The following is a 26889-nucleotide window of genomic DNA, read 5'->3' on the forward strand; positions in this document are numbered from 1 at the left end:
GACGGCCCGCCCCGCGCCTGCCCCCGGGCACACAGCCGGTGGGGGGTACGGGACGGGCCGTCGCCGGGTGTCAGTCGGGGAGGGACACGTCCACCTCGACGGGACCGGGCGAGGTCAGCGCGAACGACGCCGACGTGTTACCGGCCGAGACCCGGTAGTCGCCGAGGAACCCGCGCACCGGGACCCGGCCGGCCGCGTCGGTGCGCAGCGTCGTCGGCCCGTGCCACCACTCGCCCCTGACCAGCCCGTGCAGCGCGGCGTACGACGGCTTCGGGGTGCCGTCCGCGCGCACGAGCCCGACGGGAGCGCCCAGCCACGCGCCCTCGTCGGAGATCCCCCAGTAGTTGACCGCCTGCACCGCGGGGTGACCCACGAGCGTGCGGTAGTGCCGGACGATCTCCTCGGCCTGCCGCTCCTCGCCCTCCGGGGTCGAGGGCCACGACGGGACCTGGTGGTCGTTCAGGTCCTTGATGTGCGCCGGCATGAGGTCACCCGAGAGCAGCGTGCTCTCGGTGAGGTGCAGCGGCAGCCCGTACCGGGCGAAGCGGTCGAGGATGCGCAGCGTCTTCTCCTCGCCCCAGTAGCCCTGGTGCATGTGGCTCTGCAGCCCGATCGCGTCGATCCGGATGCCGGCCTCGAGCACACCCTCGATGAGGCACTCGTACGCGGTCGAGAGGTCGAAGTCGTTGAGCAGGAGCGTCGCGCGGGGGTTTGCCGCGCGCGCCTCCTCGAACGCCATCCGGACGGTCGCGATGCGCCCCCGCTCGTGGCAGAGCCGCGTGATGCCGTTCCGGTGCTCCTCGTTGTCGAACACCGGCATGATCACGACCTCGTTGATCGCGTCCCACACGTCCACGACGCCCGCGAAGTCGGTGACCTCACGCCGGATCCGTGCCCGCTGCGCGGCCTCGACCTCGTCGGTCGAGAGGTCACGGAGCCAGTCCGCCGTCACCGTGTGCCAGACCAGCGGGTGGCCCTTGACGGTGACCCCGCGCTCGGCGAACCACTGTGCGGTGCGCAGCAGCCGGGCCGTGTCCGGCTCACCGCGGCGCGGCTCGAAGCCACCCCAGTAGAACGGCAGCGTGACCGTGTTGAACACGTCGAGGAACAGGTCGGCGAGGCGTGCGGCGCTCGCGGGCGGGGCGCCCCCGAACGGGCTGTCCGGGAGCGCCTCCGTCTCGTCGTTCGCGAGGCCGATGAAGTCGAAGCCGATGTTGCCGAACGAGAACGCGTGACGCGTCTGCTCGACGACGACCTCGGTGCCGGCCAGGGGCCGCCCGCCGGCGCCGCGCACGGTCAGCGCGGCGTCGGCGGTGCGGTGCCGGAGATCGGCTGCCATCAGAACGGCCACCATCCCCACCACCAGGACGGCTTGGCGAGCTGGACGGTCACCGTGGTGTCGGCCGAGACCTCGCCCGCGGTGCCGCGGAGCGTGTACGTGCCCGGCAGGACCCCGCGCGGGACCCGGACCTCGGTCGTCGCGGAGCCGTCCGCGCCGACCGTGACGTCGCCGAGGTCGACGCGTGCCACGACCCAGCGACCGATGCGCCGCTCGAGCACGAGCTCGACCGTGCTGCTCGGCGCGTAGCCCTCGAGGGTGACACCGAGCTGCTCGCCGGCCCGGACCTTCCGGTCCGCCGAGACGCTCGGGTCGGGCTCGGGGACGACGACGGCGGGGACGAGCTCGGCGACGCCCCAGCGGGCCGTGCTCTGGTAGCCGCGGCCCGTCGGGTCACCCCACGCCCGCACCGCGGTGCGCACGCCGGCAGTCGCGTCGTTGACCTGGAAGTCCAGGCCGTGGAACGTCCCGACGCCGCCGGCCTCGAGCAGGCTGATCGACGCCTCGACGACGTAGCCGCCCTCGACGGTGCTGGTCCGGCTCACGAGGCGGTTCTGCTGGAACGCCTCGTCACCCGTCCCGAACGACGTCTCGCCCAGGTAGCTGATCCGGATCTGGGTGTCGTCGTAGCGGTAGGGACCGTTCTTGACGTTGCCCGCGTCGAGGAAGATCTCGAGCGAGTCCTGGACCCACGGGTCGGAGCCCGTGGCGTCGAGGGTCGGGTCGGTGACCTCCGCGAGCACGTACAGCGTGTTCTCGCGCCACAGCGTCCGCACGTTCGCGGTCGCCCCGCCCTCGCCCTCGATCTGCTTGCCGGTCGTGACGGCGTTCGCCGCCGCCCACGCGGCGTCGACCTGGCCGTCGATCACCGGTGCCGCCGCGGCCTCGACCACCTGGGTGGTGGAGAGGGCCTCGACGAGCGTGAGCGTCCCGAGCACACCCGGCTGGTTCCACGCCGCGGTGCTCCCGCCGTCCGTGACCTGGACGTCGAAGCTCACCCCGTCACCCTCGGCCGACGTCCGGGGCAGGTGCGCGACGACCGCGTACCCGCCGTCGACCGCCTCGACGACCGCCTCGACCTCGGCGTCGCCGTCCCGACCGACCTCGTACGAGTCCTCGCCGACGACGAACGTCACCGCGTCGGAGGCGTCGACCGTGGCGTCGGTGACCCGGGCGTAGACCGACAGGTGGTCGGCCGCCCAGCGCACCGAGAAGCCGGCGACGTCCTCGACCGTCTGGAGCGGCAGCTGACGCCACTCGACGGCGCCCGTGGCACCCGCGGCGACCGGGACGTCACCGCGGAACGCGTTGGCCGCACGCTGCCGGGCCGGGAGGTCGCCGTCGACCGCCCCGTGGTAGGCCGGCTTGGCCTGCAGCCCGTCGTCGAACAGCAGCGGGGCGCCCGAGTCGACGCGCCAGCTGCGGCCGTCGGTCAGGCCCCACACGGTCACCGAGAACAGGTCCTCGGCGTGCTCGCGGAAGATCCGGAACGCGTCGCGGTAGTAGTAGCCCTGCTCGATGAGGTTCGCCTGCGTGACGGGCGTGCCCGTCGTGACGTCGAGCTCCGAGACCACCTGCGTCAGCCCCAGGTCGTCGAACGCCACGATCGCGTCCTCGAGGGCCTGGACCGGCATGGCCAGGCTCACGTGGAACTGGTGCCCGACCGCGTCGACCGGGACGTCCCGGGCGAGCAGCCGCTCGACGAGCGCGTGCAGGCGCTGCTGCTTGCCGGCCTGCTCGGTGTTGTAGTCGTTGATCGTGAGGGTCACCGGGCGCTCGCCGTCGACCGCGAACTCGCCGTTGAACGCCTCGTCGGCGTACTGGAAGGCCAGGTCGATGAACTCCTCGCCGAGCACCCGGTACCACTCGCTGCGGCGCAGCCCGTCCTCCTCGCTGCGGCCGTCGGAGACGACCTCGTTGACGACGTCGAACGCCACGACCGGGTTCGTGTCGCTGCCGAAGAGGCCGTAGCCGCCGCCGGTGCTGAGCGCCTCGGCGACGTCGAAGACGTGCGTCCGCATGCGCGTCCGCAGCTCCTGCTTGTCGGCCTCGCTCGTGGTGAGCGGCGTGCCGTCCTCGTGCGTGAAGAACCACGCCGGCGTCTGGCTGTGCCACACGAGCGTGTGCCCGTAGACGCGCACGTCGTTCTCCTGCGCGAACTCCATGAGCGCCGTGGCCTCGGGGTGCGTGCGGAACTCGCGCGCGTCGGTGTACCAGGCCTCGGGCTTCATGTGGTTCTCGCCCGTGATCTGGTCGAAGTGCCGCAGGAGCAGCTCGGCCGCGGGGCCGGTCGTCTCGCGGCTGTCGATCGCGACGCCGACCGGGAAGTCGACGGTGTCCTGGAGCGGCGTGAGGTCCTGGACCTCGCTGGGCTGCTTCGCGGAGATCACGACGTCGTCGACCAGGAGGTCGGCCGCCGAGCCGTCGGGGTAGGAGGTCTCGAGGTACAGGAACGCGGACTCGGCCTCGGGCATCTGGTAGGTCGCCCGGATCTCGTGCCACGCACCGGAGGTCACGCCCGTGAGCTGCGCGACGGTGTCGTACGTCGTCGCCCCCTCCGAGGTGCGCTGCAGGCTCAGCCACACGTCGTCGGTCGGGGCGCCCTCGCCGAACCGGACCCACGCGCTGATGTCGTACGTGGTGCCCGCGGTGAGCAGCCCGGTGACGTCGCGGCCGATGCCGTCGCCCTGGGACGTGCGCCCGCTCACGAGCGCCGACTGCGTGCCGCCGTGCGCCTGCGTGGTGGTGGTCTCGACCGTGGGGTCGCCGTCGGCGTCGCCGCGCGGGACCCAGCCGTCGAGGCCGTCCTCGAAGTCGCTGCTCAGCGAGGTGACGGTCGGCGCGGCGCCGCCCGAGGGCAGCGTGAACGTCCAGCCCTCCGCGAGGCGCTCGCCGATCACGGTGCGGACGGCCGCGATGCCGTTCGCGCGGTCGCCGCCGCCGTCGTGCACCAGCACGACCGCACCCGGCGTGACGGCGGCGCGCAGGTTCGTGGTCAGCGTCTCCTCGGACAGGTCGTTGCCGTCCCAGTCGGAGATGACGTTGCCGAGGCCGAGCGGCTGCATGCCGAGCTCGACGGCGACGGCGGGGGTCGCGCCCCAGCTGCCGTTGGGCGCCCGGAAGTACGGCACCTCGAGCTCGGGGTCGCCGGCGGCCTCGCGGATGATCGCGAGGTTCTGGGTGAGGTCCGTGCGGATCTGCTCGGGCGTCCAGCTGCCCATGTCGGCGTACGTCGTCGTGTGGTTGCAGAGCGTGTGGCCCTCGTCGACGATCCGGCGGAGCAGCGCGGCGCCGCCCTCGGCCTGGATGTTCTGGCCGATCACGCAGAAGGTCGCTGTCACGTCGTTGTCGGCGAGGAAGTCGAGCAGGTCGTCGGTCTCGCCGGGGTTCGGGCCGTCGTCGAACGTCAGCGCGGCGACGTCCCCGGTGCCGCGCGCGGTGGTCACCGGGGTCGGCACGGGGTTGACCGCGCCGCCGGGGACCACGTCCGGGTCGGGTTCGCCGCCCCCGCCGGCCGAGGTCAGGACGAGGTCGTCGACGAGGTAGTCGTACGGCGCGGCGAGGTCGCCGGTGCCCAGGTAGACCTGGAGCGTCGCCGGGTCGGCCGCCGCGGGCGCGGTGAACGAGCCGGTCACGGTCGTCCACGCGTCGGCGGTCATCGTCGTGCTGCCGACCCACGTGTAGTCGGGCTTGACGACGAACCGCACGCCCGCGGATCCGGCGGTGCCCTCGGCGAGCCGGGCCCGCATCGAGAACGTGTAGGTGGTGCCGGGCTCGAGCAGCCCGGTGGGGGACTGGATGCCCTCGTAGTCGGCCGCGCGGCCGCTGACGAGCAGCGCCTTGCCGCCGTCGACGTCGACGACCGAGAGCGACGCCGCGCCGCTCTGCGTCCACGGCGCCCAGGTGCCGTCCTCGAAGTCGGTGCCGAGGGCGACGACGGGCTCGTCGGCGGCCGCGGCGAGGCCGGTCGTGGTGGTCGAGGCGGCTGCGCCCGGGGCCACGGCGGCTGCCATGACCACGGCCAGCAGGGCCGCCCCTCGTGCTGTCCAACGCGCGGGTGAACGCGTCATCTATCGCCCCTTTGCGACTGATTCCGGGTGGATGCGCCCTCACCGTAAGCGGTCACGAGCGCGGCGTACAGAGGTGGAGAACGATTTATGTAAAACGGTATCGACATCCTTACCAAGTGGTCGCGCTCCCGCAGCGCGGGGCGTCGCGGGCCGGCCCCGGACGAGCCCGCGCCCTCAGCCGCCGCGGTCGGTCCGCGCCCGAGGACGGCGCCCCCGAGGGCACCCACCAGCAGGCCCGCGCCGGCGGCACGCACGCCCGGCACGCCCAGGAGGGACGCCGCCACCGCGACCGCGCTCACCGCCGCGGCGACCGCGAGCAGCTGCGCGGCGCCCGGGAGGCGTCGGCCGGGCCGTAGCCCGCCGTGTCGCCGGAGTCCGCGGGTTCCGTCCCCGACGTGCGTGCTGCGCCCCCGCCGCCGTGACCGCCGCCCGGTCCGGGCGCTCAGGGCGAGGACGACCCCGGTGGCCACCAGGACGGCCGCCCCGACGACGGGGAGACCGGTGGCCGGCGCCCCTCCGCCCGCCGCGAGGAGCACCGCGCCGACGAGCGCGGCCAGCGCCGGGGCGAGCACCAGCTGGAGGAGGCTCGCCGCCTGCGCGCGTGCCGGTGCCTCGCCCAGGTCCCGCCGACGTACCCGCCGGTCGCCGTCGCGGTCCAGCACCTGCTCGCAGACGCGTCCGTACAGGTGCAGGAGGAAGTCCCGGGACGCGTAGCTCGCCGGCGCCGGGACGGTCACGGCCAGCCCGTGCGTCCAGCCGTCGACGACCTCCTGCAGCAGCGTGCTCTTGCCGCACCCGCGCGGACCCGCGACGCCGAGGCTGACCCGCGCCGCGCGGGCAGGGTCGAGGTACGCCGCGAGCTCCTCGTGCGCCTCGGTGTGCACGAGCGCGCCGGCGCGTGGCCGACCCCTCAGGCCGCTCGCGTCGACGTGGGGGAGAGGCGCCCCGAACACCTCGCGCCGACCCACGACGTCCGCCCGCCGCGAGAGCTCGAGCGCCTCGTTGATCGCCCCTCGCGCCAGCGGGAGGACGCTCTCGTGCAGGAGCGTGGACCGGAGCCTGCGCAGCACCAGCTCGCGCTCGGCCACGAGCTCGAGCCAGACGGGATCGCGGCGGAGCAGCTCCTCCGCGTCGGAGAGGTCGTCCTGCTCGCCGTCGGCGACGCGCCGCCCGGCGGGACCGGTGAGCGGGCCCGTGGTGCGCGGCGGGGCCGTCGCGGCGGACGGCGTCGCCAGGCGGGGGACGAGGTCGGCGCGCAGGTCGTCGAGCCGGCGGTCGACGTGCCGCAGGTCTGCGAGCTCGCTCACGCACGGCTGCCAGAGCCGGTCCTCGGGCACGGCCAGCGCGGAGACGAGCGCTGCCTGCGGGAGGCCGGCCCGCTCGGCGTCCGCGCGCAGGCCGGGGTCCCGGAGCGCGCGGTCGACGGCGTCGGTCAGCAGGCGCCGGTACCCCCAGACGCGCTCGACCGCGCGGCCCGCCGTCGGGTCGAGCGTCACGAAGACGAGCAGCCGCAGGTCCGGGTAAGGGTGCTCCTGGAGTGCCGCGCGCACCGCGGCGACCGCCTCGAAGGCGACCTCCGTCGGCGGGAGGCGGATGAGGCCGGTCCCGAGCAGGGGCAGGCCGAGCGCCCGGGCACCCGAGTCGAGCGCCAGGGCCACCGCCGAGCCGGTGGCCCGGCGGACGGCGTCGAGCGTTCCAGGCCCCTCGCCGAACGGTGCCGAGGCGAGCGAGGAGTCCCGGGCGCACGCGAGGATCACGCGCCTGAGCCCCGTGCGGACGGCGGCGTCGTCGGGGGCGACGTCCAGGACGGCCGGCGAGTCCGGGGTCACGAGGTCGGGCCGCTGCTTCTCCCACGCCGCTCCGGGGACGGCGGAGTGCACGGCCATGCCGAGGTGCCCGTACCCGTCGGCCCCGACCGAGATCACGATCGAGTCGATGGGCAGCTCCCAGGGTCGCGAGTCGACCGCGACGGCGACCCGGACGCCACGGAACGGGTCGAGCAACCGCGTCCCCGCAGGGAGCCCTGCTCCGGGGTCGCGGCCGGGCTCGTGGTCCCCGGGCCCGTCGTGGTGGACGCTCGCGACCGCCGGCGGACGGGTCCGCACCGACCTGCTCATCGCGGTTCCTCCTGCCTCCGTACGCGGGCGCACGTACGTAGCGGACGAGCGACGGGCCGGGACGGTGATACGCACCCCCGCGTATCACGACCCCCGTGCCCCCGTCCTCTCTACCGACACCGGTGGCACGCCGACCGCCGGGCACGGAGGTGGACAGCATGGCCGAGCTCCGCATCGCCACGTTCAACGTCGAGAACCTCGACGAGACGCCGCCGGGCGCGCGCCCCTCCCTGGCCGAACGGGTCGTCCTCATGCGCCCCCAGATCGCCCGCCTGCGCGCGGACGTGCTGTGCCTCCAGGAGGTCAACGGCCAGGAGCGCGCCGGGCTCCCGCGCGGGCTGCACGCCCTCACCGAGCTGCTCCACGGCACCGCGCTCGAGGGCGCAACGCTGACGAGCACCCGCACGCAGGCCGGCGAGGTGTTCGACGAACGCAACCTCGTCGTCGTCAGCCACCTGCCCGTGCTGTCGGTGCAGCAGCTGCGCAACGACCTCGTCGCGCCGCTGACGTACCGGCGCCTCACCGCGGTGCCGCCCGACGCGGCCGCCGTCGTCATCGAGATCGAGCGCCCGGTCCTGCACGTCGTGCTGCAGCTCCCCGACGGCACGCCCCTGCACGTCGTGGACGTGCACTGGAAGTCCAAGCTCGCGACCGACATCCCGGGTCAGCGGGTCGACAGCTTCACGTGGCGCACCGCGGACGGCTGGGCCGAGGGGTCGTTCCTGTCGTCCATGAAGCGCATGGCCCAGGCCCTCGAGACGCGCCGGCTCGTGGACCAGGTCCTCGACGCGGACCCCGGCGCGCGCGTGGTGGTCGCCGGCGACTTCAACGCCGGGCCCGACGAGGTCTCGGTGCTGGCCGTGCGGGGCAGCGTCGAGGACACGGGGAACCCGGACCTGGTGCAGCGCGTCCTCGTCCCCGTCGAGAACACGGTCCCGGAGCCGTCCCGGGTCACGCTGTACCACCAGGGCCGCGGCCAGATGCTCGACCACATGCTCGTGACCCGGAACCTGCTCGAGCACTACCGCGGCACGGAGATCCACAACGAGGTGCTGCACGACGAGTCGGCGGCGTTCGCGGTCGACCGCAAGTACCCCGAGTCGGACCACGCGCCGGTCGTCGCGACGTTCGACCTCGGCTGACCCGCCCTGGCTGCCGCCGCGGGCACGCGCAGGTCAGCCGGCGGCCGGACCCGCGAGCGCCCGCACCGTGCCGATCGTGTCCGCGTCGCCCGCGGCCTTGTCGTCGCGGTAGCGCACCACCCGCGCGAACCGCAGCGCGAGCCCGCCGGGGTACCGGGTCGAGCGCTGCAGGCCGTCGAACGCGACCTCGACGACCTGCTCGGGCCGGACCCGGACGGTCCAGCCGTCGTCCTCGACCGCGAGCTCGCCGAAGCGCTGCGTCTGCCACGCGAGCATCGCGTCGGTCATGCCCTTGAAGGTCTTGCCGAGCATCACGAACCCGCCCGACCCGTCGCGCGCGCCGAGGTGGATGTTCGAGAGCAGCCCGCTGCGCCGGCCCGAGCCGCGCTCGACCGCGAGCACGACGAGGTCGAGCGTGTGGCGCGGCTTGACCTTGACCCACGCGGACCCACGGCGGCCTGCGTCGTACGGCGCACCGAGGTCCTTGACGATCACGCCCTCCTGCCCGGCCGCGACCCACCCGGTGAACGCCGCCTGCGCGGCGTCGGCGTCCCCCGCGACGACGCGCTCGACCACGTGCGCACCCGCGACGGCGTCGAGCACCTCGAGGCGCTCGACGAGGGGCGCGTCGAGCAGGTCGCGGCCGTCGGCGTGCAGGACGTCGAAGAAGAACGGGCGCAGCTCGACCTCGGCGGCCAGCTCGGCGTCGCGCGTCGCGCTGCGCGAGGCGGTCTCCTGGAACGGCCGCGGCCGGCCGGCGTCGTCGAGCGCGAGCGCCTCCCCGTCGAGCACCACGGTGCGCACCGGGAGGGCCCGGGCGACCGCGACGACCTCCGGGACACGGGCGGTGATGTCGTCGAGGCTGCGCGTGAAGACCCGCACGTCGTCGCCGTCGCGGTGCACCTGGACCCGGATGCCGTCGAGCTTCGCGTCGACCACGACGGGCCGGCCGTCGAAGCCCGCGACCGCCGCCGGCACGTCGGGCGCGGACGCCGCGAGCATCGGTCGCACGGGGCGCCCGACCGTGAGCCCGAATCGGTCGAGGGCGGCGCCGGCCTCCTCGGGCGACGCCGCACCGAGCGCGGCGACCGCGACCGGCTCCGTGCCGCCCGCGAGCATCGCCGCACGTCGGACCGCCTCCGGCGGGACCCCCGCGGCGTCGGCGACCGCGTCGAGCAGCAGCGCGTCGAGCGCGCCCTGCCGCAGGTCGCCGGACACCAGGCCGCGCAGCAGGCGCTGCTCGGGCTCCGTCGCGGCGGCGAAGAGCTCCGAGGCGAGCGCGGTGCGGGCGGTCGTCGACCCGGGCCCCGAGAGCCCCGCCATCGCCTCGAACGCGGCGTCGACCGCGGTCACCTCGAGGCTCGGCTCCGCGGCGGGCGCCGGCAGCGACGCGAGCGAGCGCCACCCGAGCCCGGTGCGGCGCTGGCGCAGCTCGCCGGCGAGGTACCGGGCGACGACCGGCACCTCCGCGGGGGCCGTCCGCCGCAGCAGCCCGACGAGCAGCGCGCGCTTCTGCAGGCGTGAGCGGGTGGCGGCGAGGGCCGTGGACGTGGCAGCGACGTCGGCGAGCAGCACGCCGCCATCCTGCACCTCGGGGCGGTCCTGCGCGGCTCGGGGGCTCGCCGGGTCTGGCCGGTGTCGCTCCGGGCGATCCGGGCATAGGTTCGCCTCAGAGCACGATCACGCCGACGGGGGAGAGTGATCGCCGTGGCCAGTCCGGCAGCGGTCGAACCGCAGGGGGCCGAGCGCACGAAGGCGCCGCTGGTCGATCGTCGGTTGCGGGTCCCGTTCTTCCTCCTGCTGCTGTGCTTCGCCGCGTGGGGAGCGGCGGCGAACCTCACCGACGTGCTCGTCGGGGTGTTCCGCAGCATCTTCGACATGTCGAACTTCCAGGCGTCGCTCGTGCAGTTCGCGTACTACGGCGCGTACTTCCTGCTGGCGCTGCCGGCCGCGTTCATCAACCGCCGGTTCGGCTACAAGGCCGGTGTGCTGACCGGGCTCGGGCTCGCCGCGGTCGGCGGCCTGCTCTTCGTGCCGGCGAGCCAGGCGCTGGTCTACGAGTTCTTCCTCGTCTCGCTCTTCGTGCTCGCGGCCGGGCTGTCGATCCTCGAGACGTCGGCGAACCCGTTCGTGATCGCGATGGGGTCCGAGCGGAGCGCGACGCAGCGGCTCAACCTCGCGCAGGCGTTCAACCCCGTCGGGGCGAACATCGGCGTCCTGCTGGGTGCCGTGCTCATCCTGCCGTCGCTCACCTCCGAGGCGGCGAAGGTCATCATGTCGCCCGAGGAGATCCGCGAGAGCCAGGAGCAGGACCTCGGCCTCGTGCTCGGCCCGTACCTGGGGATCGCCGCGGTGCTCATCCTCATCTGGCTGCTGATCGCGTTCCAGAAGATGAGCGTGCCCGCCGAGGAGGAGGAGGCGTCGGCGCTGCCCCGCAAGGGCGTCGGCCGGCGGCTGTGGCGCAACCGGCACTACCGGTTCGGGGTCGCCGCGCAGTTCTTCAACGTCGCGGCGCAGACGTGCGCGTGGACGTTCACGATCATCTACGCCCAGGACGTCGTCGGGTTCGCCCCGCACGAGGCCGGGTGGTTCCTGCAGGCCAGCCTGCTGCTGTTCCTGGTCTCCCGGTTCGTCATGGTCTACCTGCTCGGGATCTTCCGGCCCGCGATGCTGCTGCTGGTCATGGCCGTGTTCGGCGTGGTCTGCTGCCTCGTCGCGGTCACCGTGCTCAACATGGTCGGGCTCATCGCCGTCGTCGCGATCTCGGCGGCGCTGTCGCTGATGTTCCCGACCATCTACGGGGTCGCGCTGCGCGGGCTGGGCGAGGACGCCAAGTTCGGCGCCGCGGGCCTCGTCATGGCGATCCTGGGCGGTGCGCTGCTCCCGATGGTGCAGGGCGCGGTCATGGACGCCTCGGGCCGGACGTCGCTCGGCTTCGTGGTGCCGGCGGCGTGCCTCGCGGTCGTCGCCGCGTACGCGTTGTTCGACCTGCGCACGACCCGCAGCGAGGACGCGCACCAGCTCGCTCCCGCCCTCTAGCCCGAGGAGAGACCATGCGCACGCGCCGTCGGCCCGGTCCGCACCCGCAGCCGCGTTGGTCGCGCCCGCTCGCGCTCGGGGCGGTGTGCGTGCTCGTCACCGCGCTCGGGGCCTGCAGCGGTGAGGAGCAGGAGGCCGTCACGATCGGCCTGATCACGAAGCAGGAGACCAACCCGTACTGGGTCGCGATGAAGAACGACGCGCTCGACGCTGCCGACCGCTACGACGTCGACCTCGTGACGGCGACCGGCTCGTCGGACGTCGACGTCGAGTCGCAGGTCGAGGCCATCCGCCGGATGACCGCGGACGGTGTGGACGGCATCCTCGTCGCGCCGACCGACTCGAAGGCCGTGGTCCCGGCGATCGAGGAGGCGCGGGACGCGGGAGTGATCGTCATCGCGCTCGACACCCCGACCGACCCCACGAGCGCCGTCGACGCCGTGTTCGCGACGGACAACGAGCGCGCCGGTGCGCTCGTCGGCGGGTACGCGCGCGAGAAGGTCGCCCAGCTCGGCATCGAGCCGCGGGTCGCGCTGCTCGACCTCGCGCCCGGGATCGCGTCGGGGGAGCAGCGGCGCGTGGGCTTCCTCTCGGGCTTCGGGATCGAGGACGACGACCCGGTGATCTCCGGGTCCGTCGACACCGAGGGGGACGAGGACCTCGCACGGGTGGCGATGCGCGAGCTCCTCGCGCAGGACCCCGGCATCAACGTCGTCTACACGGTCAACGAGCCAGCGGCGCTCGGGGCGATCGCCGTAATGCGGGACGCCGGCGTCGACATGGCCGAGACCGTCGTCGTGTCGGTCGACGGCGGGTGCGCCGCGATGAAGAGCGCCGTGCGCCCCGGGGACCTCGACGCCACCGCCCAGCAGTACCCCGAGAACATGGCCGCGCAGGGCGTGCGGCAGATCGCCGAGGCGGTGCGCGGCGGCGACCGGCCGAGCGGGTACCTCGACACCGGCGTCACCCTGGTCACGCGCTACCCGGTGCCCGGGGTCGGCTCGGAGAACGTGCCGTTCGGCGTGCGGAATTGCTGGGGCTGACGCCCGGACCGCGCCGGTGGGCCGGCCGGTGGGGCGTGCTGCGCGTCGTCGTCGTAGCGTGGTCGTACGGCGCCGCGCGGCCGGCGCGACGACGACCGACGGCCCGCACGGGGGTGGCGATGCAGGACCGGGACCCGCACCGGCGCGCCGTGCAGTACCGGCTCGACCGGCTCGACCGGCTCGCCGAGCAGGACCGCCGGGACGACGCCGACGCCGTGCACGACGGCGGTGCGGGGGAGCCGACGGCGTCGCCCTCGGCCGGCGACGGGCCGGCGGCGGACGGCCGGGCTGCGGGCGGTCGAGCAGCGGGAGGTTCGGCTGACCGCCGGCCGGCTGCGGGCCGGCCCCGCGGGCCCAGGCCGCCGAGCATGGCGGCGCGCGGCTCGTTCGCCGACGAGCTCGTGCGGCAGGCGATGGCCCGGGGCGAGTTCGACGACCTCCCGCTCACCGGCAAGCCCATCCCCGGGCTCACGGGCCGGCACGACCCGGACTGGTGGCTCAAGGCGCTGATCGAGCGCGAGCAGATCACGGGCGTGCTGCCGGAGGCGCTCCAGCTGCGCAAGGACGACGCGGCGCTCGACGGTCGCCTCGACCAGGAACGGACCGAGGAGCGGGTGCGTGAGCTCGTCGAGGAGCTCGGCGCCCGGGTCGTCGCCGCGCGCCGTCAGCTCCTCGGGGGGCCGCCGGTCGTGACGCCCGTGCGTGACGTCGAGACCGAGGTAGCGCGCTGGCACGAGCGCCGTCGCGTGCGGCGGGCCGAGGCGGCGCAGCGCGAGCGCGAGGAGTCCGCCGCCGCGGCCGCCGAGGACCGAGCCGCGGCCGAGCACCGTGCCGCTGCCCGCTCCCGGTCCTGGCTGCGTGTCCTCGGGAGGCTGGGCGGCCGGTCGCGGGCGCACGACAGGTCGAGCAGCACCGGCGCGCCGGGCGACGGCCCGGCGAGTGACGGCTCGACGGGCGACGGCTCGACGGGCAACGGCTCGACGCGCGGTGGCGCGACGGGGAACGGCTCGAAGGGCGGGGGCGCGACGCGTGCAGCCGTGACGGACGGAGGAGGTCCGTGACCGCACGCCCGGGAGGCCCCGCGGCGCGCACACCCGGAGCAGGCCCGCCGCTCGACCTGGCGCGGGACGGCGGCTCGGCGGGGGACCTCCTCACGCTGTTCGACGGGTTGCCGGCGGTGGACGTCGGAGACGTCGTCGGCGCGTGGCTCGGAACCGGGGTTCCGTCCGGGCACCCGTTCGACGGGCTGCTCGAGCGGCTGGGCTGGCACGGCAAGCGATTCGCCGGGACCGAGGACGGGCACCCGCTCGTGTTCCGGGGCGCCGGGGGCGCGTTGTGGTCGCTCGACCCCGCCCGGATCCCGCTGGCGCTCCTCGTCCGCCGGCCCGGCCTGGCGCGCCTCCCGCTCGTCGACCGGGTGTTCCGGCGGGCGCTCCCGCTGCTCGCCACGCGCGCGCCGCGCTCGCGCCTGCGCACCGTCGAGCACCGGGGCGTGCGCACCGCCGCGATGCTCTACGACTCCGTGCCGGTCATCGACGTGTTCCGCCGGGTCGACGACCGGACGCTCCTCGGCGTCATGGACCTGCGCGGCATGCCCGAGCCGTTCTTCTTCCTGCTGCACCGCGCCCCGGCGTAAATGCCGTGCGTGCGTTCCGCGCACCGTGGCAGGCTCCCGTCCGCGGTCGACACGAGCCCGGTCCGGGCCCGCTCGCCCCGACGACCTGCGCACGACCGGCCAGCACGCACGAGGAGCACCCGATGGAACGCCGCACGACGCGCACGCACCAGGCCCGCGGCCTGAACCGCGTGATGCCGTACGCCGTGGGCGCTCCGCCCGCGCACCCGTGCACCGAGCCGCTCGACCGCGCGATGCGCAAGCCCCGCGCCGCCCGCGGAGGCCCCGTGACCTGACCAGACGCCGTCTGGCACAGCGTCGAGGAGCCGCCCCGGGAGTCGTCCCGAGGCGGCTCCTCGCATGTCCGGCCGGACCGGGGACGGGTCGAGCCGCGGAACTGCACGACCGGCACGACCAGCAACACCAGCACGACCCGCACGACCCGCACCCCCGGCACCGGGGCGTGCTCGTGCCGCCGCCCGCACCCCGCGGACGACGGTCTGACAGCTGCACAGCGAGAGAGGAACGACCGCGCACACCGTCCCGGACAGGGGGAGCGCGGCGTCGAGAGCATGCGCCCGTAGCCCAACGGACAGAGCGCCGCACCACGGATGCGGAGGTTGGGGGTTCGAGTCCCTCCGGGCGCGCAGGTCGGCACGGCGACCCATCACCGTGCACGCCGTCGGTGTGCTCGCCGACGGGCAGAACGGGACGTGGGCCAGCGGCGAGGCCTCCTGCCTCGGGAGCAGGCGATCGAGGGTTCGAGTCCCTCCGTCCCGACGCACCGCCCGGCGTCGACCCGTCCCGGCACACGGGACGGGTGGCGTCGGTCCCGAGTGGCTCACCCGGGCGGTGCGCCGTCCGGTCGGCCCGACCGCGCCTGGCCGCCTGCCCGGTCCGACGGGTCCGCCCGTCCGGCGCGTTCCGCGGGCCCCGAGCGTGCTGCACGGAACTCGGCGGCGAGCTGCCGTGACTGCGCCTGGACGAGGTTGAGCAGGAACGCGTACTCCGGCCCCTCGCGCTCGCCCGGCGGTCGCACGAGGAGCCAGGCGTCCCGGGCAGCCCGGATGTCGTCGTCGGAGACGCGGCCCATGTCCATCCGCACACCGTGCACCCCACCACCCACACGCCCCCTCTCCCGCGCGCAGCGAACGCAGCCACCCACCCCCGCGACCCCGAGCACGACCCACCACGAGAGGAAGGACGGACCGTGAGCACCCGGAGCGTGCAGGTCCTCGACGCCGGCTACGAGCCGCTGCACCACGTCTCGCTGCAGCACGCCATCACGATGCTGGCCCGCGGGGTCGCGATCGTCGAGGAGTTCGTCGAGGGCGCGACGTTCGGGCCGCACCCGCTGCCGACCAAGGTCCGCCTGCTGCGGTACGTCGCGATGGGCTGGCTGCAGCGCCGTGCCGCCGCGTGCACCAAGGCCGGGGTCCGCGCGCGCGACCGCCACCGGTGCGCGTACTGCGGTGGGCGCGCGGACACCGTCGACCACGTCGTCCCCGCGTCCCGCGGTGGTGCGCTGACCTGGCTCAACACGGTCGCGGCGTGCCGGGCGTGCAACAACGCGAAGGCCGACCGGACGCCGGCCGAGTGGGGCCGGCCGCTGCTCGTCACGCCGTACGTGCCCGAGCGGGTCGTCGCGCTCCGCCCGGCGCTCGCCCCGGTCTGACGGAGCCCGTCGCCCTCCCGCCCGGCGTCCGCCCCTGCCCGACGGGGACGGACGCCGGTGCGGGGTCCTCGACCGGTGGACGCACGGCCGGATCGCTGTGAGGCTCGGGAGGCAGGCGTCCGGTGGACGACGCTCCGGCGCCGCCCGGTCCTCGAGGGGAGCACACGCATGGCCGTGTCGAGGGAGCAGCGCTCGATCTGGCGACGGTTGCCCGTCGACCGCATGGACGAGGCGGAGAGCGCGAGCGGGGCCGGCCGGCTCACGAAGAGTCTCGGGCTGTGGCAGCTCACCGCGATCGGGGTGGGCGGGATCATCGGCGTCGGGATCTTCTCCCTCGCCGGGCTCGTCGCGCACGGCGACGCCGACAACCCCGGGGCGGGTCCGGCGGTGCTGATCTCGTTCCTGATCGCCGGGCTGGCGTCGTCGGCGGCGGCGCTGTCGTACGCCGAGTTCGCGGGCATGATCCCGCGCGCCGGGTCGGCCTACACCTACGGGTACGTCGCGATCGGGGAGATCGTCGGCTGGTTCATCGGCTGGGACCTGCTGCTCGAGTACATCGCCATCGTCGCGGTCGTGGCGATCGGCATCTCGGGGTACCTCGACGCGTTCCTCGCGGGGGTCGGCCTCGAGCTGCCCACGGCCGTGTCGGAGAGCCCCGAGTCGGGCGGCGTCGTCAACGTGCCCGCGGTCCTGGTCTGCCTGCTCGTCACGTTCATCCTGAGCCGCGGCACCCGGACGTTCGGGCGGTTCGAGCTCGTCGCCGTCGCGATCAAGGTCGGGCTCATCCTGTTCATCATCGGGCTGGGCGCGTTCTACGTGGACACGGGCAACTACGACCCGTTCATGCCCAACGGCTTCGGGCCCGTCCTCACCGGCGCGGCCACGGTGTTCTTCGCGGTGTTCGGGTACGACGCGATGTCGACCGCCGCGGAGGAGGCGAAGGACGGGCGCACGCACATGCCGAAGGCGATCATCCTGTCGCTGGTGATCGCGATGCTGCTGTACGTCGCGGCCACGCTCGTTCTCACCGGCCTGCAGAGCTACGAGGACATCGACCCGACCGCCGGCTTCGCGTCGGCGTTCACGAACGTGGGCCTGCCGGTGATCGCGACCATCATCTCGGTGTTCGCGGTGCTCTCGATCATGACGGTCATGCTGACCTTCCTGCTCGGGGTCACGCGCGTGTGGTTCTCGATGAGCCGCGACGGCCTGCTGCCGACCTGGTTCGCCGGCGTCGACCGGCACGGGACGCCGCAGCGCGTCACGTGGATCGCCGGCATCGCGGCCGCGGCGCTCGCGGGCGTGTTCCCGATCCGGGCCGTCGCGGACCTCACCAACATCGGCATCCTGTCGGCGTTCGTCGTCGTGTGCGTCGCGGTGATCATGTTCCGGCGCACGCGGCCCGACGCGGAGCGCTCCTTCCGGCTCCCGTTCATGCCGTTCGTGCCCGCGTTCGGCGTGCTGGCCTCGCTGTTCCTGATCCTGCAGCTGCACTGGGAGACGTGGGTGCGGTTCGGGGTCTGGCTCGTGATCGGGCTCGTCGTGTACTTCACGTACGGGCGCCGGCACTCGCTGCTCAACCCGGAGAGCCCGCACCACGCGCGCGTGCACGCACCGGACGCCTGACGCGCAGGGGCGTGCCGCGGGACGCTCGACGCGCGGGGCCCGGTCCGCCGGGACGCGGTCCCACCCGACGCCGGGCAGGTCAGATCCGCCCGCGCACCGGCGTCCGCTCGGCCGGCTCGGCGTCGTCGGGCATCGCCATCTCGGCGCGGACCCCGAGCAGGCGCACCTCGCGCTCCTCGAGGCCCTCGGCGAGTGCGAGCGCGGCGGCCACGACCTCCGCGGCGTCGCGGCTCGGGGCCGGGAGCCGGCGGCTCACGACCTTGGTCTCGAACGGCGCGTAGCGAACCTTGAGCGCGACGCGGACGACCTCGCGCCCGTCCTCCGCGGTGTCGACGACGACCGCGCGCGCGAGCTCGCCGACCGCGGCGCGCACCTGATCGGGCGCGGTCAGGTTCTGCTGGAACGTCGTCTCGCGGCTGTGCCCGCGCGGGACCCACGGTCGGTCGTCGACCGTGGTGGGCCCGAGACCGTGCCCCAGCTCGTGGTACCAGATCCCCATGCGCGGCCCGAACTCGGCGACGAGCGCGTCGGTCGGCGCAGCCGCGAGCTCGGCAACGGTGCGGACCCCGAGCCCGGTGAGCCGGCGCGAGACCTTCGTGCCGACGCCCCAGAGCTCGATCGTCGGCCGCTCGCCCATGACGTCGAACCAGTTCGCCTCCGTGAGCCGGAAGACGCCGGCGGGCTTGCCGAAGCCCGTCGCGATCTTCGCGCGGACCTTGGTGTCGCCGATCCCGACGGAGCAGTGCAGCCGGGTCGCCGCGAGCACCGTCTCCTGCGCCCGGCGGGCGAGCGCCTCGGGGTCGTCGGTCGCCGCGCCGAGGAACGCCTCGTCCCACCCGAGCACCTCGACGACGGCACCGAGCCCGCGCAGCGCCGTCATGACCTCGTCGGAGGCCGCCTCGTAGGCGGGGCCGTCGACGGGCAGGAACACCGCGTCGGGCGCCTTGCGTGCGGCGACCCGCAGCGGCAGGCCGGAGTGCACACCGAGCTCGCGCGCCTCGTAGGACGCCGTCGACACGACACCGCGCTCGGTGGGGTCGCCGCGCCCGCCCACGACCACGGGTCGTCCGGCGAGCTCGGGGCGGCGCAGCACCTCGACGGCGGCCACGAACTGGTCGAGGTCGACGTGCAGGACCCAGGGCGTCGGAGCGCTCATGTCCCGAGTGTGGCGGCGCCGGACCGCGACGGCACGCGCGCCGCACCATCGCGCGACGCGGACACGCGCCGGTCACGGCCCAGGTCCGCGCCCGACCGGCCCGCGGCGGGGCCCGGCGCGACCGTCAGGGCGTGCGCAGCCGGTGCAGCACCTCGCCCGCCTGCGGGACCACGAGGGTGTCGGGGTCGGCTGCCCACGCGTCCACCTCGACTTCCGCCGGGTCGAGGTAGTCGAGGTTCGCCGCGCGCACGACGTCCTCGGGGATGCCCGTCGCGAGCGTCACCGTGACCCGGCAGCGCTCGCCGTGCTCGTCGTCGTAGGTGCCCTGGCCGCGCAGGTGCGTCGAGTGCGCGAGGTCGCCCCAGGGCAGGTGCGAGAAGCGGTCCCACTGCTTCACGAAGTAGTCGCGGCAGTGGTACCCGATCTCGAGGATCTGCGGGTGCATCACGGAGATCTCGGTGATGTGCGGGGCGTAGACGACGACCTGACCGCCGTCGGCGACGACCGGCTCGACCTTGTAGAACCCCTTCGCGCCGGTCCACATGTCCTCGTACTTCGTGGGGATGACCGACAGCACGCGGCGCACGGGCGCGTCGAGGTAGCGCACGTGCGTCTCGGCCGAGACGTCCGCGGCGGCGGCCCACGCGTCCTGCGGGTTCCCGAAGCTCGCGGCGTGCAGGGCCCCGGTGCCGGACTGCGCGACGACGCACAGCGCGTACCGCTCACCGGGGACGAGCGCCGCGGCCTCGTCGATCAGCGCCCGCACGGGCGTGATGCCCCGCGTGCCGATGATCTCCGAGCTGCTGATGAGGGCGCCGAGCCAGTGCGAGACGTCGATGACGTCCTTCACGGCGACGCCCGGGAACAGGTACTTGTTGCCACCGGAGAACCCCACGACCTCGTGCGGGAAGACCGGGCCGATGATGAGGGTGACGTCGTGGTCGACGACGGCGCGGTTCAGGCGCACGTCGACGTCGCGCACGAGGCGTCCCTCCGACAGCTCGGACAGCCGCTCGGCGCCGATCGTCCCGACGGACACGAACGTCGCCTCGTCCCACCACTCGTGGTTGAGCACGGTCGTGCCCGGGTACGTCCCGGCGAGCTCGCCCGCGGCGTACCCGAGGTGACGCGCGAGCTCCGGCTCGGCCATCGCGGCGTGCGTGCCGAGCGCGACGAGGAACGTCAGGTGGGCCGCCCCCGCGGCCGTCGCGGCCTCGTGCACCGCCCCGAGCAGCAGGGGCAGCGGGCAGCTGCGGGTCGCGTCGGGGACCAGGACGCACAGGGTCCGGCCCGCGAGGTCGATCTCGGCGAGGCGCTCCGTGACGAACGCGCGGACCGTGGCGTCGTCGAGGACCTGGCCGGGTCCGCCGACGGACCGGGCGCCGACGCGGTCCGCGTGCTGCGTGAGGGCTGTCATCCGCCCACCCTGCGCCCCTCCGGCCCACCGGGGCAACGGGTCGTGGCAACGAGCGGCAACGTCCGGACCGCGGGAGCCGGTCACCCGTGCCCGACGGGCGCCCCGCGGGACGCTGCACGCAACGCCGCCGCCGTCGCGGACGACGCCGCGGAGGCCGACGGGAACGCCGTCGCGGTGGACGCCGACGCGGAGCCCGACGCCGCCGCCGGGGCCGCCGGCCGGGTCCACGCGTGCCGGCGCCGGCCGGGCTTGGCCGTCGAGCCGCGGACCACGAGCTGGGCGGGCAGCACGGTCGCCCGCACCGCGTGCGGCGTGGTGTGCCCCAGCTCCCGCAGGAGCGCGCGCACGGCGTGCGACCCCAGCGCGCGCAGCGGCGCCGCGACCGTCGTCAGCGGCGGGCTGCAGAAGTCGGACCCGAAGATGTTGTCGAACCCCACGACGCTGACCTCGGCGGGGACCCGCGCACCCATCGACGCGAGGCCGCGCATGAGCCCGATCGCGACGAGGTCGTTGTAGCAGACCACCGCGGTGGCGGGAGCCTCGGCGAGCGCGTGCGCGGCGTCGAGCCCGCCGCGCACCGTCGGCTCGAACCGGCCCAGGCGCCGGACCTTGAGCTCGAGCTCGTACCCGGCCTCGCGCATGCTCCGCCAGCGCATCCCGTCGGCCCACGACGCCTCCGGCCCCGCGGCGTACGCGACGGTGTGGTGCCCGAGCTCCCCAAGGTGCTCGACCGCACGCCGCATGCCCCGCGAGTTGTCGGTCACGACGCTCGGCACCTCGGTGAGCACCCGGTTGAGGACCACGGTCGGCCGCTGCTTGGCCATGACCCGGATCGTCGAGTCCGACATGCGCGACGTCGCGAGCACGACCCCCTCGACGAGCGGCAGCACCCGGTCGAGCGCCTGCCGCTCCGCCTGCGCCGACTCCTGCACGTCCGAGACGAGCACGGTGTACCCGGCCGCGGTCGCCGCCAGCTCCGCGCCGCGGATGATCTCGAAGAAGAACGGGTTGGTCACGTCGGAGACGATGAGCGCGAGGAGCGCGGTCCGCCCGGTCGGCAGGGCCCGGGCCAGCGGGTTCGCGCGGTAGCCCATCGACTCGGCGGCCGCCCGGATGCGCGCCGCGGTGTCGGCGTTGACGCGGCCCGGGCGGGAGAAGGCCCGGGAGACCGTCGACGGGGCGACCCCGCACTCGCGGGCCACGTCGTAGATCGTCGGTCCGCGGCGCTGCGGGCCCTGATCCTCGGGCATACGTGCACCGTACGGGCGGTGACAACCCGCGGCAACCGCTTGTCGGCGCGGCGTCCGCAGCGGTGAATGGGGTGGACGCACGCCCCACACGGGTCCGCCGGCGCGCTCGGCGGAGAGGAGGAACCCATGCTTCGCCCCCAGGACACCCGGACCCGCGAGCGCAAGTCCCTCGCCGGCATCTGGCAGCTGCGGCTCGACGCCGAGGGTGCGGGGCGCCGCGACCGCTGGTTCGCCGAGGAGCTCGACGACACCGTCGACATCCCGGTGCCGGCGAGCTACAACGACGTGCTCGCCGACGCCGGTGTGCGCGACCACGTCGGCGACGCCTGGTACCAGACGACCGTGCGGGTCCCGCGCGGGTGGGCAGGGGAGCGGGTCGTGCTGCGCTTCGACTCCGCGACGCACCGCGCGGTGGTGTGGGTCGGCGACACGCAGGTCGCCGAGCACGAGGGCGGGTACACGCCGTTCGAGGTGGACGTCACGCACCTCGCGGTGCCCGGCGAGGAGCTGCGCGTCACCGCGGTCGTGAACAACGAGCTCTCGTTCCAGACCATCCCGCCCGGCGTCGTCGAGGAGACCCCGCACGGGCGCAGGCAGCGGTACTTCCACGACTTCTTCAACTACGCGGGCCTGCACCGCACGGTGTGGCTCTACGCCACGCCCACGACGTACGTCAGCGACGTCACCGTGGTCACCGAGCTCGACGGCACGACCGGTGTCGTCCGGTACGCCGTCGAGTCCGCGGGCGACGCCGCCCGCACCACGCGGGTGACCCTCCGCGACGCCGGGGGCCGCGTCGTCGCCACCGGCGAGGGCGAGCAGGGTGAGCTGCGCGTCGAGGACGCCCACCCGTGGGCACCCGGCGACGGGTACCTCCACGAGCTCGACGTCGAGCTCGTCGGCGAGGACGGGAAGACGCTCGACAGCTACCTCCAGACCGTCGGGATCCGCACGGTCGAGGTCCGCGGCATCGAGTTCCTCATCAACGGCGAGCCGTTCCACTTCACCGGCTTCGGCAAGCACGAGGACAGCGCCGTGCGCGGCAAGGGCCACGACGACGCGTTCCTCGTGCACGACTTCGCGCTGCTCGACTGGGTCGGCGCCAACTCGTTCCGCACGTCGCACTACCCGTACGCCGACGAGGTGTACGACTACGCGGACCGGCACGGCGTCGTCGTGATCGACGAGGTCGCCGCCGTCGGGCAGAACATGGGCCTCGCGGGAGGGGTCTTCGGCACGCAGGGCTACGTCACGTTCTCCCCGGATACCGTCAACGACACCTCGCGCGAGGTGCACGCGCAGGCGATCCGCGAGCTCGTCGCCCGCGACAAGAACCACCCGAGCGTCGTGCTGTGGTCGATCGCCAACGAGCCCGAGTCGGACACCGACGCCGCGCGAGCGTACTTCGAGCCCCTGTTCGCCCTGACCCGGGAGCTCGACCCCACGCGTCCCGTCGGGTTCGTCAACGTGATGCTCGCGCCGCACGGGAAGTGCCAGGTGTCGGAGCTCGGCGACGTGCTGATGCTCAACCGCTACTACGGCTGGTACGTCAACAGCGGGGACCTCGTCGCCGCGGAGGCCGCGTGGCGCGAGGAGCTCGAGGCGTGGGCCGGCGACGGCAAGCCGATCATCATCACCGAGTACGGCGCGGACACCGTGCCCGGCCTGCACTCGCTCACCCCGACGCCGTGGACCGAGGAGTACCAGGTGGAGTACCTCGAGATGAACCACCGCGTGTTCGACGACGTGGACGCGGTCGTCGGGGAGCAGGTGTGGAACTTCGCCGACTTCCAGACGTCGTCGGGCATCATGCGCGTCGGCGGCAACAAGAAGGGCGTGTTCACCCGGGACCGCCAGCCCAAGGCCGCCGCGCACGCGCTGCGCCGGCGCTGGAGGGGCCAGCCGTGAGCGCCCGGCCCCGTCGTGCGGCGCCCGTGCGCCCGCTGGCCCGCGCGAGCGTCGCGGCTAGGGTCGGAGAGGTCGCCCGCGGCCGCGCCGAGCGCGCGGCCGTGACCCGCCCGATCCCGGCCCAGGAGGCCTGATGCCCCAGCACGTCGAGTCGCCGTGGCTGCGGCTCCTGGACGGCGCGGACCGCGCCGCCGTCGAGAACCTCGCGGCGGGGCTGCTGTCCGCCGTGCCGTCCGGGCGCCTCGGCGTCGCGTTCTCCGGCGGCGTCGACTCCTCCGTCGTGCTCGCCCTCGCGACGCAGGCCCTCGGCGCGGCCCGCGTCGTCGCGGTCCTCGGTGTCTCGCCGAGCCTCGCGTCCGACGAGAGGTCCGCGGCGCACGACGTCGCCCGGGTCGTCGGCGCACCGCTCGTCGAGGTCGAGACCCACGAGGGCGACAACCCCGAGTACCGGCGCAACAGCCCCGACCGCTGCTTCTTCTGCAAGGACGAGCTGTTCACCCGCATCGGCGCGGACGTCGTCGCCGCGCACGGGCTCACCGCGGTCGCCTACGGGGAGAACGCCGACGACGCGCGCCGACCCGACCGGCCCGGCTCGCGTGCGGCCACCGAGCACCGGGTGCTGCGCCCGCTCGCCGACGCCGGGCTCGACAAGGCGGCAGTCCGGCGGGTCGCGCGTGCACTCGCGCTGCCTTCCGCCGACAAGCCCGCAGCACCGTGCCTCGCGTCGCGCATCCCGCACTTCGAGGAGGTCACGCCCGAGAAGCTCGCGCAGGTCGAGGCCGCCGAGGCCGAGCTCCGGCGCCTCGGGCTCGGCGACCTGCGGGTGCGGCACCACGGCGACGTCGCGCGGCTCGAGGTGCCGGTGCGCGACCTCGCGGCCGTCGTGAGCGACGCGCTGCGCGAGGAGGTGTGGCGGGCCGTGCGCTCCGCGGGCTTCCGGTTCGTCGCGCTCGACCTCGCCGGCGTCCAGTCCGGCGCGTTCACGCTCCCGCTCGTCGGGGTCCGGGGTGCCTGAGCGCTGGGCGCCGCCGCCGGCGCTCGCGGACTTCGTGGAGCTCGACCACGACCGCGCGCAGCGCCGGGGGTTCCCGGAGGCGGTCCTGTGCGCGTCGAAGTCGGTCGAGCAGGTGCGCGTCATCGCGGGGCAGGTGCGTGACCGCGAGGCGCGCACCCTCTTCACGCGCGTGACCGACGCGCAGGTGGACGTGCTGCTCGACGAGCTCCCCGGCGCGGCGCACGACCCCGACGCCCGGCTCGTCGCGTGGCCGGGGGAGCCGCCCGAGGCGACCGGGGGCCTCGTCGTCGTGCTCGCCGCAGGGACGTCCGACCTCCCCGTCGCGCGCGAGGCCGCGCTCACCGCCCGCCACCTCGGGCGGCCCGTCGAGACGGTCGTCGACGTCGGCGTCGCGGGTCTGCACCGCGTGCTCGGGCACCTCGACCTCGTGCGCTCGGCCCGGGCGCTCGTCGTCGTCGCCGGCATGGACGGGGCGCTGCCCGGTGTCGTGGCAGGGCTCGTCGAGGCGCCCGTCGTCGCGGTGCCCACGTCGGTGGGCTACGGCGCGGCGTTCGAGGGGCTCGCGCCGCTGCTCACGATGCTCAACGCGTGCGCGCCGGGTGTCGCCGTGGTCAACATCGACAACGGCTACGGCGCGGGGCACCTGGCCGCGCAGGTCGCGGCGCCGTGGGGGCACGCGGGCTGACGCGGGCGCGCGGGTCGACGACGCGGGCTCGCCCGGCGCGGGCGTGCAGGCCGACGGGCGCGGGCGTGCCGTCCGACCGCGCCGGCACGCGCGGCGCTCACCGCCCCGGGCTCTCCTCCGCGGAGGGCTCGTCCGCCGCCGGGCGGTCGTCCGTGGCGATGCCCTCCCCGCTGCCGTCCCAGGCCGCGCCAGCGACGACCCCGGCACGCGCCGCAGCCGCGTGCGCGGCCCCGAGCACCCGGGCGTGCGGCACGCCGGCGGCGTCCGCCAGGGCCGCCACGTCCTCGAACTCCGGCATGGCCTGGACGACGACGCCCGCGCGGTGCCCGACCTTGATCCGCACGACGGTGGTGCTCTCCGCTGCCGCACCGCTGGGCGCCGTGGCGCCGTGCGGGTGGTCGTGCGGGTGCGCGTGCCCGTGCCCGTGCCCGTGCCCGTGCGTGGTGGGGGCACCGGCGGCTGTCACGTCCACCCGCACGGCGACCCAGGCCCGGTCGAGCACGTCCTTGTCGACGGTGCTGACCCGGACACCGAGCGTCGTGGTCCGGGCGAGGACGAGCGCGCGGAGGGCGTCCGCGGCCGACGGGTCGGCGAGCACGTGCAGCGTGTGCGCGGGGCGGCCCTTCTTCATGAGGATCGGCGTGAGCCACGCGTCGGACGCCCCGGCGGCGAGGAGCTGGGCGAGCACCCCGGGCCACAGCCGGGGGTCGAGGTCGTCGACGTTGGTCTCGATCACGACCGCCGGCTCGGGCCGCGTCCCGGCGTGCGACGGGCGGAGGTCCGCCCCGGTGCCGAGCGCGAGCCGCACGACGTTGGCCCGGTCGGGCCGGTCGCGGGTGCCCGCCCCGATGCCGGTGCGCTCGACGCGCATCGCCGGCAGCGGGCCGGAGGTCGAGGCGAGGGCGGTCACGAGGGCGAGGCCTGTCGGAGTCGCGAGCTCACCGCGGCCGCCCGCGAGCACCTCCCAGCCACGCGCGAGCTCGAGGACCGCGGGGGCCGGCACCGGCAGGGTCCCGTGGTGCGCCTCGATGGTGCCGGAGCCGAGCGCGACGGGGGAGACGACGACGTGCGCCGCCCCGAGGTGCACGACCCCGGCGCAGGACCCGACGACGTCCGCGATCGCGTCGAGCGCGCCGACCTCGTGGAAGTGCACGTCCGCGGGCGGGACGCCGTGCACGCGGCCCTCGGCGTCGGCGAGGCGCGTGAACGCCGCGAGGGCCGCGACGCGGACGGGCGGGTCGAGGTCGGCGTCGTCGAGCAGGGCACGGATCGTGGACCACGTGCGGTGCGGCGGGTCGTCGACGAGCACCTCGACGTCGACCTTGGTGGCGCGCAGCCCGGCGCGCGTGACGGTGCCCGCGGTGAGCCGGACGGAGCCCGGGATCACGGCGTCGACCGCCCCCTGCAGGACGTCGAGCGGGACGCCGGCGTCGACGAGCGCGCCGAGCAGCATGTCGCCCGCGACGCCGGCGGACGCGTCGACCCAGAGCACGCGACCGGGGTCGGCGGGGGACGCGTGGGGTTCGTGGGTCATGCCGCCACCCTGCACCGCGCGCTGACCTGCGGCAACGGTGCAAGCCCCGCTGCGTGCGCCAGCCCCGGGGCACGGGGCGAGCCCCGACGCCCGCTGCCGGTGTCGTCGGGGCTCGCGGCGTGCGCGCGCCGCACGGGTGAGGAGGGCCGTTCGTTCACGCGTCGCTCTCGGTGCGGTCGAGGGTCCATTCGGTGTGGAAGGTGCCCTCGCGGTCGGTGCGGCGGTAGGTGTGGGCGCCGAAGAAGTCGCGTTGGGCCT

The 26889-nt window shown here is 74.9% G+C and carries 21 protein-coding genes and 2 tRNA genes; 13 read left to right on the plus strand and 10 right to left on the minus strand.

Annotated features, from left to right (window positions below):
• Positions 1-70: 70 nt before the first annotated feature.
• Genes ACWFNE_RS08390 through ACWFNE_RS08400 form a run of 3 tightly spaced genes read right to left on the minus strand, consistent with a single transcriptional unit; the run spans position 71 to position 7526 of the window.
• Positions 71-1339 carry an endo-1,4-beta-xylanase gene (locus ACWFNE_RS08390; RefSeq protein ID WP_452121961.1) on the minus strand — a complete coding sequence of 423 codons (1269 nt, stop codon included), beginning with the start codon at positions 1337-1339 and terminating at the stop codon, positions 71-73.
• Positions 1339-5409, minus strand: coding sequence for an endo-1,4-beta-xylanase (locus ACWFNE_RS08395; RefSeq protein WP_452121962.1), 4071 nt, complete (start codon positions 5407-5409; stop codon positions 1339-1341). Before ACWFNE_RS08395 ends, ACWFNE_RS08390 begins: the two co-directional genes overlap by 1 nt.
• Positions 5406-7526 (minus strand): hypothetical protein, encoded by a 2121-nt coding sequence (locus ACWFNE_RS08400; protein ID WP_452121963.1) that lies wholly within the window; start codon positions 7524-7526, stop codon positions 5406-5408. The genes ACWFNE_RS08395 and ACWFNE_RS08400 overlap by 4 nt, the downstream gene beginning before the upstream one ends.
• Before the next feature lie 158 nt (positions 7527-7684).
• Between ACWFNE_RS08400 and ACWFNE_RS08405 the strand changes: the two genes are divergently transcribed.
• Positions 7685-8668 (plus strand): endonuclease/exonuclease/phosphatase family protein, encoded by a 984-nt coding sequence (locus ACWFNE_RS08405; RefSeq protein ID WP_452121964.1) that lies wholly within the window; start codon positions 7685-7687, stop codon positions 8666-8668.
• A gap of 33 nt (positions 8669-8701) precedes the next feature.
• On the opposite strand, the gene ACWFNE_RS08410 is transcribed toward ACWFNE_RS08405, so the two are convergent.
• Entirely contained in the window at positions 8702-10243 is a 1542-nt protein-coding gene (locus tag ACWFNE_RS08410; RefSeq protein WP_452121965.1) for an ATP-dependent DNA ligase, read from the minus strand.
• Positions 10244-10375: 132 nt separating this feature from the next.
• Here ACWFNE_RS08410 and fucP point away from each other — a divergent pair, with 132 nt between their 5' ends.
• The 7 genes from fucP to ACWFNE_RS08445 all read left to right on the plus strand — a co-directional run bounded on the left by fucP (position 10376) and on the right by ACWFNE_RS08445 (position 15145).
• Positions 10376-11707 (plus strand): L-fucose:H+ symporter permease, encoded by a 1332-nt coding sequence (gene fucP / locus ACWFNE_RS08415; protein WP_452121966.1) that lies wholly within the window; start codon positions 10376-10378, stop codon positions 11705-11707.
• A 14-nt stretch (positions 11708-11721) separates the two neighbouring features.
• On the plus strand, positions 11722-12750 hold the full coding sequence (locus ACWFNE_RS08420; RefSeq protein WP_452121967.1) for a substrate-binding domain-containing protein: 1029 nt from the start codon (positions 11722-11724) through the stop codon (positions 12748-12750).
• A gap of 119 nt (positions 12751-12869) precedes the next feature.
• On the plus strand, positions 12870-13811 hold the full coding sequence (locus ACWFNE_RS08425) for a DnaJ family domain-containing protein (RefSeq protein ID WP_452121968.1): 942 nt from the start codon (positions 12870-12872) through the stop codon (positions 13809-13811).
• On the plus strand, positions 13808-14386 hold the full coding sequence (locus tag ACWFNE_RS08430; RefSeq protein ID WP_452121969.1) for a DUF4334 domain-containing protein: 579 nt from the start codon (positions 13808-13810) through the stop codon (positions 14384-14386). Before ACWFNE_RS08425 ends, ACWFNE_RS08430 begins: the two co-directional genes overlap by 4 nt.
• 122 nt (positions 14387-14508) lie before the next feature.
• A complete protein-coding gene (locus ACWFNE_RS08435) occupies positions 14509-14661 on the plus strand; it encodes a hypothetical protein (protein ID WP_452121970.1) in 153 nt (50 codons plus the stop codon).
• A gap of 278 nt (positions 14662-14939) precedes the next feature.
• A tRNA-Arg gene (locus ACWFNE_RS08440) sits at positions 14940-15012 on the plus strand.
• A 60-nt stretch (positions 15013-15072) separates the two neighbouring features.
• Positions 15073-15145, plus strand: a tRNA-Pro gene (locus ACWFNE_RS08445).
• A gap of 61 nt (positions 15146-15206) precedes the next feature.
• Here the strand turns inward: ACWFNE_RS08445 and ACWFNE_RS08450 are convergent.
• Positions 15207-15464: a hypothetical protein gene (locus ACWFNE_RS08450; protein ID WP_452121971.1), complete on the minus strand. Its 258-nt coding sequence runs from the start codon at positions 15462-15464 to the stop codon at positions 15207-15209.
• Positions 15465-15575: 111 nt separating this feature from the next.
• Here ACWFNE_RS08450 and ACWFNE_RS08455 point away from each other — a divergent pair, with 111 nt between their 5' ends.
• Entirely contained in the window at positions 15576-16040 is a 465-nt protein-coding gene (locus ACWFNE_RS08455) for an HNH endonuclease (protein WP_452121972.1), read from the plus strand.
• 168 nt (positions 16041-16208) lie between these two features.
• The gene (locus tag ACWFNE_RS08460) at positions 16209-17666 is read left to right on the plus strand and encodes an amino acid permease (protein ID WP_452121973.1); all 1458 of its coding nucleotides are present in this window, start codon (positions 16209-16211) and stop codon (positions 17664-17666) included.
• 79 nt (positions 17667-17745) lie between these two features.
• Here ACWFNE_RS08460 and ACWFNE_RS08465 read toward each other — a convergent pair whose 3' ends face one another.
• From ACWFNE_RS08465 to ACWFNE_RS08475, 3 genes are all read right to left on the minus strand, one after another.
• Positions 17746-18822: a DNA polymerase IV gene (locus ACWFNE_RS08465; protein WP_452121974.1), complete on the minus strand. Its 1077-nt coding sequence runs from the start codon at positions 18820-18822 to the stop codon at positions 17746-17748.
• Between the two features lie 124 nt (positions 18823-18946).
• Positions 18947-20239, minus strand: a complete 1293-nt coding sequence (locus tag ACWFNE_RS08470; protein ID WP_452121975.1) for a lactate racemase domain-containing protein — start codon at positions 20237-20239, stop codon at positions 18947-18949.
• 80 nt (positions 20240-20319) lie between these two features.
• Positions 20320-21489, minus strand: a complete 1170-nt coding sequence (locus ACWFNE_RS08475) for a LacI family DNA-binding transcriptional regulator (protein ID WP_452121976.1) — start codon at positions 21487-21489, stop codon at positions 20320-20322.
• A gap of 126 nt (positions 21490-21615) precedes the next feature.
• Here ACWFNE_RS08475 and uidA point away from each other — a divergent pair, with 126 nt between their 5' ends.
• The 3 genes from uidA (at position 21616) to larB (ending at position 25097) form a co-directional block, all read left to right on the plus strand.
• A complete protein-coding gene (uidA, locus tag ACWFNE_RS08480; protein WP_452121977.1) occupies positions 21616-23397 on the plus strand; it encodes a beta-glucuronidase in 1782 nt (593 codons plus the stop codon).
• 133 nt (positions 23398-23530) lie between these two features.
• Positions 23531-24412 (plus strand): ATP-dependent sacrificial sulfur transferase LarE, encoded by an 882-nt coding sequence (larE, locus tag ACWFNE_RS08485; RefSeq protein ID WP_452121978.1) that lies wholly within the window; start codon positions 23531-23533, stop codon positions 24410-24412.
• Positions 24405-25097: a nickel pincer cofactor biosynthesis protein LarB gene (gene larB / locus ACWFNE_RS08490; protein WP_452121979.1), complete on the plus strand. Its 693-nt coding sequence runs from the start codon at positions 24405-24407 to the stop codon at positions 25095-25097. The genes larE and larB overlap by 8 nt, the downstream gene beginning before the upstream one ends.
• Before the next feature lie 97 nt (positions 25098-25194).
• On the opposite strand, the gene larC is transcribed toward larB, so the two are convergent.
• Together larC and ACWFNE_RS08500 are read right to left on the minus strand one after the other, a co-directional pair.
• Positions 25195-26631: a nickel pincer cofactor biosynthesis protein LarC gene (gene larC / locus ACWFNE_RS08495; RefSeq protein WP_452121980.1), complete on the minus strand. Its 1437-nt coding sequence runs from the start codon at positions 26629-26631 to the stop codon at positions 25195-25197.
• Between the two features lie 154 nt (positions 26632-26785).
• Positions 26786-26889: hypothetical protein (locus ACWFNE_RS08500; RefSeq protein WP_452121991.1), on the minus strand; the 104-nt coding region annotated here is incomplete at its 5' end.

This window comes from Cellulomonas sp. NPDC055163 (genome assembly GCF_053607065.1).